We start from the raw sequence: 11,964 nt of genomic DNA, 5'->3' as shown, positions 1-11,964 counted from the left end.
TCGGAAACGTGCGGCGGGCTCGTGCGTGTCTCAGAACGTGTGGGTTTCGGCGGTGGCATCCCGCATCTTCTGGGACATCGGTCGCGGGCGTGTCTCAGAACCCGTGGGTTTCGGAGGTGGCATCCCGCATCTTGTGAGACATGCCCCGCGGGCGTGTCTCAGAACCTGTGGGTTTCGGAGTTGGCATCCCGCATCTTGTGGGACACGGGCGTCACGGGCGTGGTCGCGTCGGCCGGCTGCGGGACGGCGGCTCAGCGCACGGGCTCGGCGACCGAGCCTTCGGCAACCGGGCCTTCGGCGACCGGGCACTGCTCGGCGCGGATCGGGTGGCCCTGCGTGGTGAGGCAGCGGCCGGTGGTCAGGTCCCACTTCCAGTCGTGCATGCTGCAGGTGAGCACGCCGTCCTGGATCGTGCCGGTCTTCGACAGGTCGGCGCGCAGGTGCGGGCAGCGGCGCTGGATCGTCCAGTCGCCCAGCTGCACATCCTCGGTCTGGTCGGTCTGCTCCTGATACCAGTTCTCGACGTACTCGATCCGATCCACCGACAGGCACTTCAGGAACGTGGTGAGGAACTCGTTGAACTTGCCGCTCCGCCCGACCGAGAACTGCATCGACAGGAAGATCGAGTTCGACCAGTCGATCTCGTGGTCGCGGATGTTCGTCGAGACGAGGTCAGCGGGGATCGTGTACCAGTAGATGCATTCCTCGCCCGCATACTCGCGCACCTTGGCCTTCGGAAAGTCGACGACCATGTCGAGCTCGCCGATGCGGAACCGCACGTTGCCGCCGACACCGAGCCGGATCGTGCGGGACTTGCGCAGCAGCGGCTCCCACCACGCTTTCAGCGCGGCGAGCATCTCATCGGGGGCCATCACCGGGGCACGGGATGCCTCTTCCGCGCGGATCTCGTCCTGCCGCGCATCGCGCTGCTCGGCCAGGTACGTCCACTTGTCGCCGAAGATGCGGTCGATCTCGGCGTCGGTGTACAGCGTCTGAGTCACGCTGATCCGACCGTGGTCGAGGTCGACCTGTGTTCCGGGCAGGAACAGGTACCCCTTCTGCTCGGGTCGCAGCTGCCGCATGTGCTCGAGGAACTGGGCCTGGTCGGTGAAGATGGCATCGTCTTCAAGGCCCCACCCGTTGTACCGGAACAGCTCCTCGCGCAGGAACATCGGCGGCCCCGCCATCGGGAACACGTGCTCGGCGTCGACCTTCTCGATGTAGTACATGGCGCGCTTGTTCTGCGCGTCACGCTTGAGCCGGGCGAAGTTCTGCTTGGCGTCCTGCGGCAGGTCGTACACCATCGGCCACCAGATCGCCCCCGACACCTGCGTGAAATACGCGTCGGGTTTCGAGAAGCCGAGCAGCTTCTCCAGATCCAGCGGGTGCGAGTCATTCTGGTTCAGGATGCTGGCGGTCCCGTCGTCGACCGACAGCGACGAGTCGCCGATCGGCCCGTCGCTGGGGGCGCGCAGTGGCGTGACCATGAGCTTCAGGTCACCGAACTCGAGCGGAACGCCCGCTTGGGTGTAGACGATGTTCGTGTAACCGAGACGGCGCAGGTCGTCTTCGAGGTCGTCGGTCGGGTATTCCGGCAGCAGCACCCGGATGTCTGTGCGGATGTACCGCTGCATGAGCGCCGGGTCGAAGTGGTCGCGGTGCCGGTGCGAGATGTAGAGGAAGTCGGCCGCCCCGAACCGCTCCCAGTCCAGGCTGCGGTTGTCGGGGAACGGGAACCACGATCCGTAGAAGCTCGGGCCGATCACCGGGTCGCAGATGATGCTGCCGCCGGTGGTCTCGATGAACATGCCCGCATGGCCGAGGCCGGTGATCCGCATGTGTCCTCCCGTTCGAATCGCCCACCGAGTCTACGCGGCCGATCCTGTGTGACCGGCGTTCACGGCCGTGCGTGCACAGACCGGGCGGACGGCCGGTCCGGCGGTTCAGGCGAACAGGCCGCGGATGTCGTCGGCGGTCAGGGACTGCGCGAACAGATCGTCCTCGTCCATGACCGAGCGGAACAGCCGGGCCTTGCGCTGCTGCAGGGCGAGTACCTTCTCTTCGATGGTGCCGCCGGCGATCATCCGGTACACGAACACGCTCCGGGTCTGCCCGATCCGGTGGGTGCGGTCGACGGCCTGGGCTTCGGCCGCCGGGTTCCACCACGGGTCGAGCAGGAACACGTAGTCGGCCTCCGTGAGGGTGAGTCCGAACCCGCCCGCCTTCAGGCTGATCAGGAACACCGGGGCGTCGCCGGTGCGGAACCCGTCGACGACCTCGCCGCGCCGCCGGGTCGAGCCGTCGAGGTGCGCGCTGGCGATGCCCGCGGCATCCAGTCGCTGCGCGGCCAGGTCGAGGAACGACGTGAACTGGCTGAAGACCAGGCATCGGTGCCCCTCGGCGGCGAGTTCGGCGACCTGGGAGACGAGCTCGTCGAGCTTGGCCGACGGGATGCGCGCGTCGGCGGGATCGACCAGCGCCGGCGACAGTGCGAGCAGGCGCAGCAGCGTCAGCGACCGGAACACGATGAAGCGGTTGCGGTCGAGGTCCTCGAGCAGCCCCAGCACCTTCTGCCGCTCGCGCTGCAGCACGGTGTCGTAGCGGGCCCGGTGGGCGGCGGTCAGCTCGATGTGCAGCACCTGCTCCTGCTTCGCCGGCAGTTCGGCGGCCACGTGCTCCTTCGTGCGCCGCAGCATGAGCGGGCGCACCCGGCGCCGCAGCCGGGCCAGGCGGGCGGACCGGTACGGCGCCCCCTCCTGATTCTCGGGCACCTTGCCCTGCTCGATCGGGCCGATGTACTCCTGCCGGAACCGGCGGGCGGACGGGAAAAGCCCGGGCGAGGTCAGTGACAGCAAGGCCCAGAGTTCGGCAAGGGTGTTCTCCATCGGCGTGCCGGTGATCGCGAACGTCACGTCGGCGCGCAGTCGGCGGACCGCCTTGTGCAGCCTGGTCGCCGGGTTCTTCACGAACTGGGCCTCATCGAGCACGACGCCGGCCCAGTCCACCGCGACGAACTCGTCCTCGTCCAGCCGCAGCAGCGCGTACGAGGTCACGACGACGTCGGCATCGGCCGGGAGCGGACTGCGGCGCCGCGCCCGCGTCGCGTCGACGACGGCCACCCACAGGCCCGGTGTGAACCGCGCCGCTTCGTCGCGCCAGGTCGTCAGCACCGAGGTGGGCGCCACCACCAGGAACGGGCGCCGCGGGCCCGTCTGCACCGCGTGGGCGAAGAACGCGAGCATCTGCAGCGTCTTGCCCAGCCCCATGTCGTCGGCGAGGATGCCGCCGAGCCGGTGGCGCCACAGGAACGCGAGCCAGTCGTACCCGGCGCGCTGATACGGGCGCAGCTCGGCGTGCAGACCAGCCGGCAGCGGCGTCGACTCGATGCGCTGCACGTCCCGCAGCCCGTCGACGGCCGCCCGCCACGAGACGGCGGGTTCGGCGACGTCGGCGAGGTCCTCGAAGTCCTCCCACAACGCAGTCTGATACCGGCTGATGCGCGGCCCGGTCTCCCATTCGGTCAGTTCGGCCGCCTCGTCGATCAGCTCCCGCAGCCGGTCGAGCGCAGGGTGGCGCAGCGAGAAGTAGCTGCCGTCGACGAGCAGGAGCTTGCTCTGCCGTTTCGCCAGTGCGGTGAACAGCGGCTGGAACGGGATGGCGTGGCCGTCGATCGTCACGAGCACGCCGAGGTCGAACCAGTCGGGGTCGGTGCTCTCCACGGTCGACACGGTGATCTCGGGGTCACCGGTCAGCTCCTGGTAGGTGCGGCGCCGGCCGTGGGTGACGACGCGGACGCCGTCGAGAGCCTCGAGCGCGGGGACGGTCTCGGCGATGAACTCGGCGGCCTCGATGCCGCTGCAGGTCGTGATCGCTGTGGCGGGCGGCCCCGCCGCCGGCGGCCATACCGCATCGAGCCGACCCCGCACCTCGGCCTCCGCCTCGGCGTCGCGATCGGGATGCTCCCCGGTGAGCGGGAACCGGTCGCCCGACGCGTACACCCACTCCCACGCGTACTCGACGACCTCGCGCGGCCGGAATCTCACCGACAGCTCGAGCACCGGCGGCGACGGCTCGGGGACCGCGACTCCGGCGCCGGCCACGATCTTCGCCCGGCGCGCCAGCCGCGCGTACCCACCGCTCAAGAACTCCTGGACCTCGGCGGCGGGAACGGACATGCCGGCAGGATGCTCGAGCAGCGTGCGCAGCGGCTCACCGAGCGCACCGGGGGCCAGCGTCAGAGCGATCCGACCACGCGACACGGTCCACGAGTACACGCCGGTGCGGTCGACGGCGCGGACCCTCTCAGGGTCGACGACGGCGTCCTCGATGCGCACCTCGGGCACGAGTCTCAAGCCGCGCCCGTCCCGCTGCACCACGATGGCCGCGTCGGCGTCGGATGCCATCCGCACCTCCTGCCCCTTGGCGGCCGACACGATCTCGATGCCGTGCGCGGGTGCAGTGGCCAGGTGCGGCCACAGCAGATCGGACGCCACCGTGTCGAGGGTGAGCCAGTCCGACACGTCGACGAACGGACCGATGGCACGGGTGCCGTGTGCGATGCTGTGCAGCTCGAGCATCCAGCGAACGTGGTCGGTGCGAAACAGCGACCCCTGGCGTCGCAGCGTGTCCCATGCCGCCTGGCCGCGGATCCAGTTTCCGGTCGAGGTGCTGCGCATCAGCGGGCGCAGTCCGACCAGCACCTCTCCCCCGGCCGTGGCGAGGCTGCGAGCCGTCGCGGTCGCGACGGAGCGGGGCGCCCAGCGCGAGGCGCCGGTGCGGGAGCGCTGGCGCAGCTCGACCCCGAGCGCCAGCGGCACCGCGCCCGGTGCCGCACCGCCGGACGCCGTGCCGTCGCGCAGCAGGTCGCGCCACGACGGTGTCGGCGCCGGCACGGGCGTCGGAGCCGGCGCGAACCCGTCGGCCGCCGCCCACGCGCGCACGTCCTGCCGAGCGGCCGGTTCCGCCGTGGTGGCCGCGGCCGGTGCAGGACGGGCGGGTACGGGCGTGCGTCGCGGCGGGGGCCCCGTCCGTTCGTTCGAGGCGAGCATCGTCGCGACGGTGTGCTTGCACCAGGCGGTCATCGGGCACGTGCACGACGCACTGGCGATGCCGCCGGCGCCGTCCGGTCGGATCGTCGTGCGATACACCGCGGAACGGCTTCCGGACACGGTGCCGCGCAGGACGCCGGCATCCTCGTCCCACGCCACCGAGCGCACGGCGCCCTGCCGGAAGTAGTCGACGCCGCGCACGAACCCGAAACCGAGCGCCTGGCGTCGGATCTGCTCGGGATCGAAGAACGGTGCGGTCACGGGACCCATTCCAGCCGGGGCCACCGACATCCGTCGTCAGGACGAGCGCGCGATGCGGGCGAGCACGCCGTTGACGAACGCGCCCGACTCGTCGGTGGAGAACTCCTTGGCCAACTCGACAGCCTCATCGATGGCGACCGCGGTGGGCACCTCGTCGTTGTAGAGGATCTCCCAGGTGGCGATACGCAACAGGGCACGGTCCACCGCGGGCATCCGGGACAGCGGCCAGTCCTTGGCGAAGGTGGTGATCTGCTCGTCGATCTCGCCCTGGTTGTCGATGATCCCGTCGACGATCTCGCGCGCATACAGCCACGAGGCCTCACGCGCCGGCTCGTTGGCGGCGCGCTGCGCCTCGGCGGCGAGGATCGTCGCGACCTCGTCGCCGCGGACGTCGGCCTGGAACAGGATGTCCAGGGCGCGCTTGCGCGCCTTCGTGCGTGCGCTCATCGGGCGGGCGCGCTCAGTTCACGCGGCCGAGGTAGTCGCCGGTGCGGGTGTCGACCTTGACCTTCGTGCCGGTCTCGAGGAACAGCGGCACCTGGATCTCGTACCCGGTCTCGACGGTGGCGGCCTTCGTGCCGGCCGACGAGCGGTCGCCCTGCAGTCCGGGCTCGGTGTAGGTGATCTCGAGCACCACCGAGGCGGGGAGTTCGACGTACAGCGGGTTGCCGTCGTGCAGGGCGATCGTGACCTGCTGGTTCTCGAGCAGGAAGTTCTTCGCGTCGCCGACCACCGCGGCGGGAACCGTGATCTGGTCGTAGTCGGTCGCGTCCATGAACACGAAGCCGTCGCCGTCGCTGTACAGGTAGGTGAAGTCGCGGCGGTCGACGTTCTCGATCTCGACCTTCGAGCCGGCGTTGAACGTCTTGTCGTTGGTGCGGCCGGTGACGACGTTCTTCAGCTTGGTGCGCACGAACGCGCCGCCCTTGCCGGGCTTGACGTGCTGGAACTCCACGACGCTCCAGAGCTGGCCGTCGAGGTTGAGGACGACGCCGTTGCGGATGTCTGCGGTGGATGCCATGGGTGATGTGGTCCGTTTCGTCGGTCGGGGACGGGCCCGGCACGAGCCCGACGTCTGATTCTACGGGATGTCGTCCGCACCCTCGGGGGCTGGGGGCCGCGGGGCCACCAGCGGCAGCAGGATCTCGTCGACGATCGCGGTGATCTGCTCGTCCGGCAACGGGGTGAACGTCATCAGCATGTCGTGCCGCATCAGGTCGGCGGCGACCGTGCGCACGCGCGGCGTCAGGCGTGCGGCATCCGCTTCGCCGCGCTGCACGGCGCGGTCGAGGATCACGTCCATGCCGCCGCCGCGGCCGCCGAACGCCTGCTCGCGCAGATGGGCGAAGGTGCGCCCCGACTCGGAGAAGTACGCCCCCACCAGCACGCTCATCAGCGGGGCCAGCTGGCCGCGGCTCGCGCTCGCACGCCGCAACAGTTCGATGGCGTCGCCGCGCAGCGAGCCGGTGTCGGGCACCTCGACGCGGTCGCGGCGCAGGCCGTGGGCGACGGATGCCTCCAGCAACGCCCAGCGGTCGGGCCAGCGCCGGTAGATCACCGAGCGGCTGGTGCCGGCGCGCTCGGCCACCGCGTCGATGGTGAAACCGCCGTATCCGTCGACGATCAGCTGCTCCCAGCCGGCATCGAGGATCGCGTCCTCGAGCTGCTTCCCGCGCCGCCGTCGCACCGACTCCTGAAGATTCATTTGTGTATCTTATCGTGACGGCGTATCGTCGGTCACGTCTGTTAGATACAGCTCTGACTCTTAAGGATCCGCATGTCCGAGGCATCCGCCCCTGCCGTCCCCCGCCGCGCGATCGTCACGGCCCTCGTGCTCATGGTCGGGGGCCTGGCCGTCATCTTCGACAGCACGATCATGAGCATCGCGCTGAAGACCCTCGCCGTCGACCTGGACGTGCCCATCGGCACGATCCAGTGGGTGACCACCGCGTATCTGCTCGCGCTGGGCGTCGCGATCCCCGCGGTCGGCTGGGCGCAGGCGCGCATCGGCGGCAAACGGCTCTGGATGATCGCGCTCACGATCTTCCTCGTCGCCTCGATCGCGTGCTCGCTCGCGTGGGACGCGCCCAGCCTCATCGCGTTCCGGGTCGTGCAGGGCGTCGGCGGCGGTCTCATGATGCCGCTGATGGCGACCCTGGCCATCCAGCAGGTGCCGGGCGGTGCCGGACTCGGCCGGCTGATGGCGACGGTGAGCCTGCCCGCCGCGCTCGGGCCCATCCTCGGCCCCACCATCGGCGGACTCATCCTGAACCTCCTGGACTGGCGCTGGATCTTCTGGGTGAACGTGCCGTTCTGCCTGGTCGGGCTGCTGCTCGCCTGGAGGCTGATCCCCGCCGACCCGCCGCGGGGCCGGCCGGTGCTGGACTGGCTCGGACTGGTGCTGGTCTCGCCGGGGCTGGTCGGCGTGCTCTTCGGACTCTCGAACGTGAGCCGCGACGGCGGCTTCGCACGTCTGGACGTCTGGCCGCCCGCGGCGGCGGGCGTCGTGTTCCTCGCGCTGTTCGTGCTCGTGCAGCTGCGCCGCCCCGCCACCGCGCTGGTCGATGTCGGCCTGCTGGCCCGCAGGCCGGTCGCCTCGTCGACCGCGGTGCTGTTCCTGTCGGGCGCGTCGCTGTACGGCGCGATGCTGCTGCTGCCGCTGTTCTTCCAGCTGGTGCGCGGCGCGGACGCGCTCACCGCCGCGCTGCTGCTCATTCCGCAGGGGGTCGGCGCGCTGCTGAGCCGGACGCTGGCGGGCAGGCTCACCGATGCGATCGGCGCGCGCCTGGTGGCGATCGCCGGGTTCGTCGTGATGGGGGCGGCGACCGTGCCGTTCGCACTCGCCCACGCGGCGACGAACGACTGGTGGCTGGCTGCGGTGCTGGTCGTGCGCGGCTTCGGCATGGGCGCCGTGATGATCCCGGTGATGTCGGTCGCCTACCTCGGGCTGGAGCGGGAGCAGGTGCCGCATGCCAGCATCGTCACACGTCTCGCGCAGCAGATCGGCGGCGCGTTCGGCACCGCGGTGCTGGCGGTGATCCTGGATGCCTCGACCCGCGGCGCGCACGGGATCGCCGACGTGGCGTCCGGCTTCGACACGGCGTTCTGGTGGGCGGTGGGCTTCACCGTCGTCGCGATCGGCGTGTGCCTCACGCTGCCGTCGCGGCCGCGCCCCACGGCTGCGGCCGAGGCGAAGCGGGCCGCGGTCGGGGCCGCGTGAGCGCGGGGCGCGCCGGGGCCGCGTGAGCGCGGGGCGCGCCGGGGCCGCGTGAGCGCGGGGCGCGCCGGGGCCGCGTGAGCGCGGGGCGCGCCGAAGCGCGCCGGGGCGGCGGTTCGGCACTCGCGACGCCGTGGCCGGGTCAGCCCTCGGACTGGCCGGCGATCACGTCGATGAGCAGGTTCACGGCGGTCGCGTAGCCGGCGACGCCCTCGCCGATCACGTGCACGGCCGCGACGTCACGCACGTACGAGACCTGCCGGAACTGCTCGCGGGCGTACACATCCGAAATGTGCACCTCGGCGACCGGGAGCGCGACGCCCGACAGCGCGTCGCGCAGCACGACCGAGGTGTGGGTGAGCCCGCCCGGGTTGATGACGATCCCTGCGCACTCGGTGCGCGCGGCGTGGATGGCGTCGATGAGCACGCCTTCGTGGTTGCTCTGCACCGCCTGCACGTCGAAGCCGCGGGCGGCGGCCGCGTCGGCGGCGATCCGTTCCACGTCGGCGAGGGTGGCGGTGCCGTACACCTCGGGCTCGCGCACCCCGAGCAGGTTCAGGTTCGGCCCGTTGACCAGCAGCAGGCGGCGCGGTGCGCTCATGACCCGATCTCCTGGTAGGCGGCGTACAGCAGCGACTCGTCGGGCGCCTGCATCACCGTCGGACGGCCGATGCCGTCGAGCACGACGAAGCGCAGCATGCTGCCGCGCGCCTTCTTGTCGCGGCGCATCGTGGCCAGCAGCTGCTGCCACGCGCCGGCCCGGTAAGTGGTCGGCAGCCCCAGCGAGGTGAGGATGTCGCGATGCCGGTCGACAGCGGCGTCGTCGAGGCGTCCGGCCAGCCGTGACAGCTCGGCGGCGTACATCATGCCGACGCTGATCGCCGCGCCGTGGCGCCACTGGTATCGCTCGGCGTACTCGATGGCGTGCCCGAGGGTGTGCCCGTAATTGAGCATCTCGCGCAGCCCCGCCTCGCGCAGGTCCTGTCCCACCACCTGCGCCTTCATGCCGATCGCCAGTTCCATGCAGCGGCGGAACGCGTCGGAGCCGGGGTCGACCGCAGCCTGCGGGTCGGCTTCGACGAGGTCGAGGATCTCGGGGTGGCGGATGAACCCGGCCTTGACGACCTCGGCGAACCCGGCCACACGTTCGTTGGCCGACAGGCTGTCGAGCAGGTCGAGGTCGCAGATCACCGCGCGCGGCGTCCAGAACGCGCCGACGAGGTTCTTGCCCTCGTTGGTGTTGATCCCGGTCTTGCCGCCGACGGCGGCATCGGCCATGCCCAGCACGGTGGTCGGCAGCTGGATGACGTCGACGCCGCGCAGCCAGGTCGCGGCGACGAAACCGGCCAGGTCGGTCACCGCGCCCCCGCCGAAGCCGATCACCGCGTCGCTGCGCGTCAAGTCGGCCTGGCCGAGGATCTGCCAGCAGAACGACGCGACCTCGATGCGCTTGCCCGCCTCGGCGTCGGGGATCTCGGCGAGCAGCACCTGTCGCCCGGTGGCGGCGAGGGCTTCGCGCAGCTGTTCGGCGGCGGTCGCCATCGACGGCTGGTGCACCAGCAGCAGCTTCGCGGCACCCTCGGGCACGACGGCCGGTAGCCGGTCGCGCAGGATGCCGCGGCCGACGGCGACCTCGTAGGGCCGCTCGGCGGCGACCGGGATGACGGTGGTGTCGGTCATCGCTGTCCTTCCTGGGCGTCGTGCGCCCGACTGGAGCGCACCCAATCGGCCACCCGCGCGACGATGTCGCGGATGTGTCCGGTCGAGGTGTCGAAGGTGACGTCGGCGAGCCGGTCGTACAGCTCCCGCCGCTCGGCGCTGACCTGCCGCCACCGGGCCAGGGCGTCCTCACCCTGCAGCAGCGGGCGGGTGGAGGTGCGGATGCGACCGGCCACGGTACGCGGGTCGACGGTCAACAGCACGACCCGGTGAGCGGCCAGGTCGGCTCGGGTGTCGGCATCGAGCACCGCCCCGCCGCCGAGCGCGACGATGCCGTCGGTGCGAAGACCCTCCTTGACGGCCTCGCGCTCCAGCTCGCGAAAGCGCGCTTCACCCGCTGCCGCGAAGATCTCGGGGATCGGTCCGTACGTGCGCGAGACGGCGACGTCGGTGTCGAAGAAGCCCACACCCAGGGCCTTGGCGACCTTGCGGCCGATGCTCGTCTTGCCGGCCCCCATCGGGCCGATCAGCACGACGGCGCGGCCGGTCATGCCCGGGCGGGGTCGCTGTGGGCGGCCGTGCGCAGGGTGTCGGGGATCGCGGCGAGGTACCCGTCGAGGTTGCGGCGGGTCTCGGCGACGCTGTCACCGCCGAACTTCTCGAGCACCGCCTCGGCCACAACGAGTGCGACCATCGCCTCGGCGACCACGCCCGCGGCGGGCACCGCGCACACGTCGGAGCGTTGATGGTGTGCCGATGCGGTCTCGCCGGTGGCCACATCCACCGTGCGCAGGGCGTGCGGCACGGTCGCGATCGGTTTCATCCCGGCGCGCACCCGCAGCACGGTGCCGGTCGACATGCCGCCCTCGGTGCCACCGGCACGGTCGCTCGCGCGCACGATGCCGTCGTCGGCGGCGAAGAGCTCATCGTGCGCGGCCGAGCCGCGGCGGCGGGTGGTCTCGAACCCGTCGCCGACCTCGACGGCCTTGATGGCCTGGATGCTCATGAGCGCCTGCGCGAGCCGGCCGTCCAGGCGGCGGTCCCACTGCACGTGCGAACCCAGCCCGGGCGGCAGCCCGTAGGCGAGCACTTCGACGATGCCGCCGAGGGTGTCGCCGTCCTTGCGGGCGGCGTCGACCTCGGCGACCATGCGCGCGCTGGTAGCCGCATCGAAGCATCGCAGCGGGTCGGCGTCCAGTGCTGCGACGTCGCCCGGGCCGGGCACCGGGGCATCCGGCGGCACCTGCACGGGGCCGATCGAGAGCGTGTGGCTGACCAGGCCGATGCCGAGTTCCGCCAGGAACGCCCGCGCGATCGCACCGAGCGCGACCCGGGCCGCCGTCTCGCGGGCGCTGGCGCGTTCGAGGATCGGCCGGGCCTCGTCGAACCCGTACTTCTGCATGCCGACGAGGTCGGCGTGGCCAGGCCGCGGGCGGGTCAGCGGTGCACCGCGTCCGCGAGAGCGGTCGGTGAGGTCGACGGGTTCGGCGCTCATCACCTCGGTCCACTTCGGCCACTCGGTGTTGCCGATCCGCACCGCGATGGGGCTGCCGATCGTGTAGCCGTGTCGCACGCCGGCCGAGACGGTCAGCTCGTCCTGTTCGAACTTCATGCGCGACCCGCGGCCGTACCCGAGCTTGCGACGCTGCAGGTCGGCCTGGATCGCCTCGCGCGAGACGGGCACGCCGGCGGGCATGCCCTCCATGAGGGCGACGAGTTCGGGGCCGTGCGATTCGCCGGCCGTGAGCACGCGGAGCATGGCTCCAGTCTCCCACGCCC

The 11,964-nt window shown here is 71.2% G+C and carries 10 protein-coding genes; 1 reads left to right on the top strand and 9 read right to left on the bottom strand.

The genetic code is table 11. The features are described from left to right. Positions 1-251 precede the first annotated feature (251 nt). The 5 genes from H577_RS0100265 to H577_RS0100245 form a co-directional block, all read right to left on the bottom strand. Positions 252-1,838 carry a Rieske 2Fe-2S domain-containing protein gene (locus H577_RS0100265; protein ID WP_029144241.1) on the bottom strand — a complete coding sequence of 529 codons (1,587 nt, stop codon included), beginning with the start codon at positions 1,836-1,838 and terminating at the stop codon, positions 252-254. A 105-nt stretch (positions 1,839-1,943) separates the two neighbouring features. After that, on the bottom strand, positions 1,944-5,309 hold the full coding sequence (locus H577_RS0100260; protein WP_245570298.1) for a DEAD/DEAH box helicase: 3,366 nt from the start codon (positions 5,307-5,309) through the stop codon (positions 1,944-1,946). Positions 5,310-5,345: 36 nt separating this feature from the next. Further along, positions 5,346-5,756 carry a transcription antitermination factor NusB gene (gene nusB / locus H577_RS0100255; RefSeq protein WP_029144239.1) on the bottom strand — a complete coding sequence of 137 codons (411 nt, stop codon included), beginning with the start codon at positions 5,754-5,756 and terminating at the stop codon, positions 5,346-5,348. A gap of 13 nt (positions 5,757-5,769) precedes the next feature. Continuing rightward, on the bottom strand, positions 5,770-6,330 hold the full coding sequence (gene efp, locus H577_RS0100250; protein ID WP_029144238.1) for an elongation factor P: 561 nt from the start codon (positions 6,328-6,330) through the stop codon (positions 5,770-5,772). A 60-nt stretch (positions 6,331-6,390) separates the two neighbouring features. Further along, positions 6,391-7,014 (bottom strand): TetR/AcrR family transcriptional regulator, encoded by a 624-nt coding sequence (locus H577_RS0100245; RefSeq protein ID WP_029144237.1) that lies wholly within the window; start codon positions 7,012-7,014, stop codon positions 6,391-6,393. 72 nt (positions 7,015-7,086) lie between these two features. Between H577_RS0100245 and H577_RS0100240 the strand changes: the two genes are divergently transcribed. Further along, on the top strand, positions 7,087-8,529 hold the full coding sequence (locus H577_RS0100240; protein WP_029144236.1) for an MDR family MFS transporter: 1,443 nt from the start codon (positions 7,087-7,089) through the stop codon (positions 8,527-8,529). A gap of 139 nt (positions 8,530-8,668) precedes the next feature. Here the strand turns inward: H577_RS0100240 and H577_RS0100235 are convergent, their stop codons facing one another. The 4 genes from H577_RS0100235 to aroC are packed head-to-tail and all read right to left on the bottom strand — an operon-like array spanning position 8,669 to position 11,944. Further along, on the bottom strand, positions 8,669-9,127 hold the full coding sequence (locus H577_RS0100235; RefSeq protein ID WP_029144235.1) for a type II 3-dehydroquinate dehydratase: 459 nt from the start codon (positions 9,125-9,127) through the stop codon (positions 8,669-8,671). Further along, a complete protein-coding gene (aroB, locus tag H577_RS0100230) occupies positions 9,124-10,206 on the bottom strand; it encodes a 3-dehydroquinate synthase (protein WP_029144234.1) in 1,083 nt (360 codons plus the stop codon). Before aroB ends, H577_RS0100235 begins: the two co-directional genes overlap by 4 nt. Then, positions 10,203-10,736, bottom strand: coding sequence for a shikimate kinase (locus H577_RS0100225; protein ID WP_029144233.1), 534 nt, complete (start codon positions 10,734-10,736; stop codon positions 10,203-10,205). The genes aroB and H577_RS0100225 overlap by 4 nt, the downstream gene beginning before the upstream one ends. Beyond that, the gene (gene aroC, locus H577_RS0100220) at positions 10,733-11,944 is read right to left on the bottom strand and encodes a chorismate synthase (RefSeq protein WP_029144232.1); all 1,212 of its coding nucleotides are present in this window, start codon (positions 11,942-11,944) and stop codon (positions 10,733-10,735) included. Before aroC ends, H577_RS0100225 begins: the two co-directional genes overlap by 4 nt. Between the last annotated feature and the right edge of the window lie 20 nt (positions 11,945-11,964).

Origin of the sequence: Microbacterium luticocti DSM 19459 (assembly GCF_000422405.1) — a bacterium.
GTDB lineage: Bacteria > Actinomycetota > Actinomycetes > Actinomycetales > Microbacteriaceae > Microbacterium > Microbacterium luticocti.
This window is presented reverse-complemented; position numbering and strand designations above follow the sequence as displayed.

Bases quoted from the DNA above. Each gene is read 5' to 3' on its own strand.
- H577_RS0100265 (WP_029144241.1), bottom strand. From the start codon at position 1,838: ATGCGGATCACCGGCCTCGGCCATGCGGGCATGTTCATCGAGACCACC.
- nusB (WP_029144239.1), bottom strand. From the start codon at position 5,756: ATGAGCGCACGCACGAAGGCGCGCAAGCGCGCCCTGGACATCCTGTTC.
- efp (WP_029144238.1), bottom strand. From the start codon at position 6,330: ATGGCATCCACCGCAGACATCCGCAACGGCGTCGTCCTCAACCTCGAC.
- H577_RS0100245 (WP_029144237.1), bottom strand. From the start codon at position 7,014: ATGAATCTTCAGGAGTCGGTGCGACGGCGGCGCGGGAAGCAGCTCGAG.
- H577_RS0100240 (WP_029144236.1), top strand. From the start codon at position 7,087: ATGTCCGAGGCATCCGCCCCTGCCGTCCCCCGCCGCGCGATCGTCACG.
- H577_RS0100235 (WP_029144235.1), bottom strand. From the start codon at position 9,127: ATGAGCGCACCGCGCCGCCTGCTGCTGGTCAACGGGCCGAACCTGAAC.
- aroB (WP_029144234.1), bottom strand. From the start codon at position 10,206: ATGACCGACACCACCGTCATCCCGGTCGCCGCCGAGCGGCCCTACGAG.
- H577_RS0100225 (WP_029144233.1), bottom strand. From the start codon at position 10,736: ATGACCGGCCGCGCCGTCGTGCTGATCGGCCCGATGGGGGCCGGCAAG.
- aroC (WP_029144232.1), bottom strand. From the start codon at position 11,944: ATGCTCCGCGTGCTCACGGCCGGCGAATCGCACGGCCCCGAACTCGTC.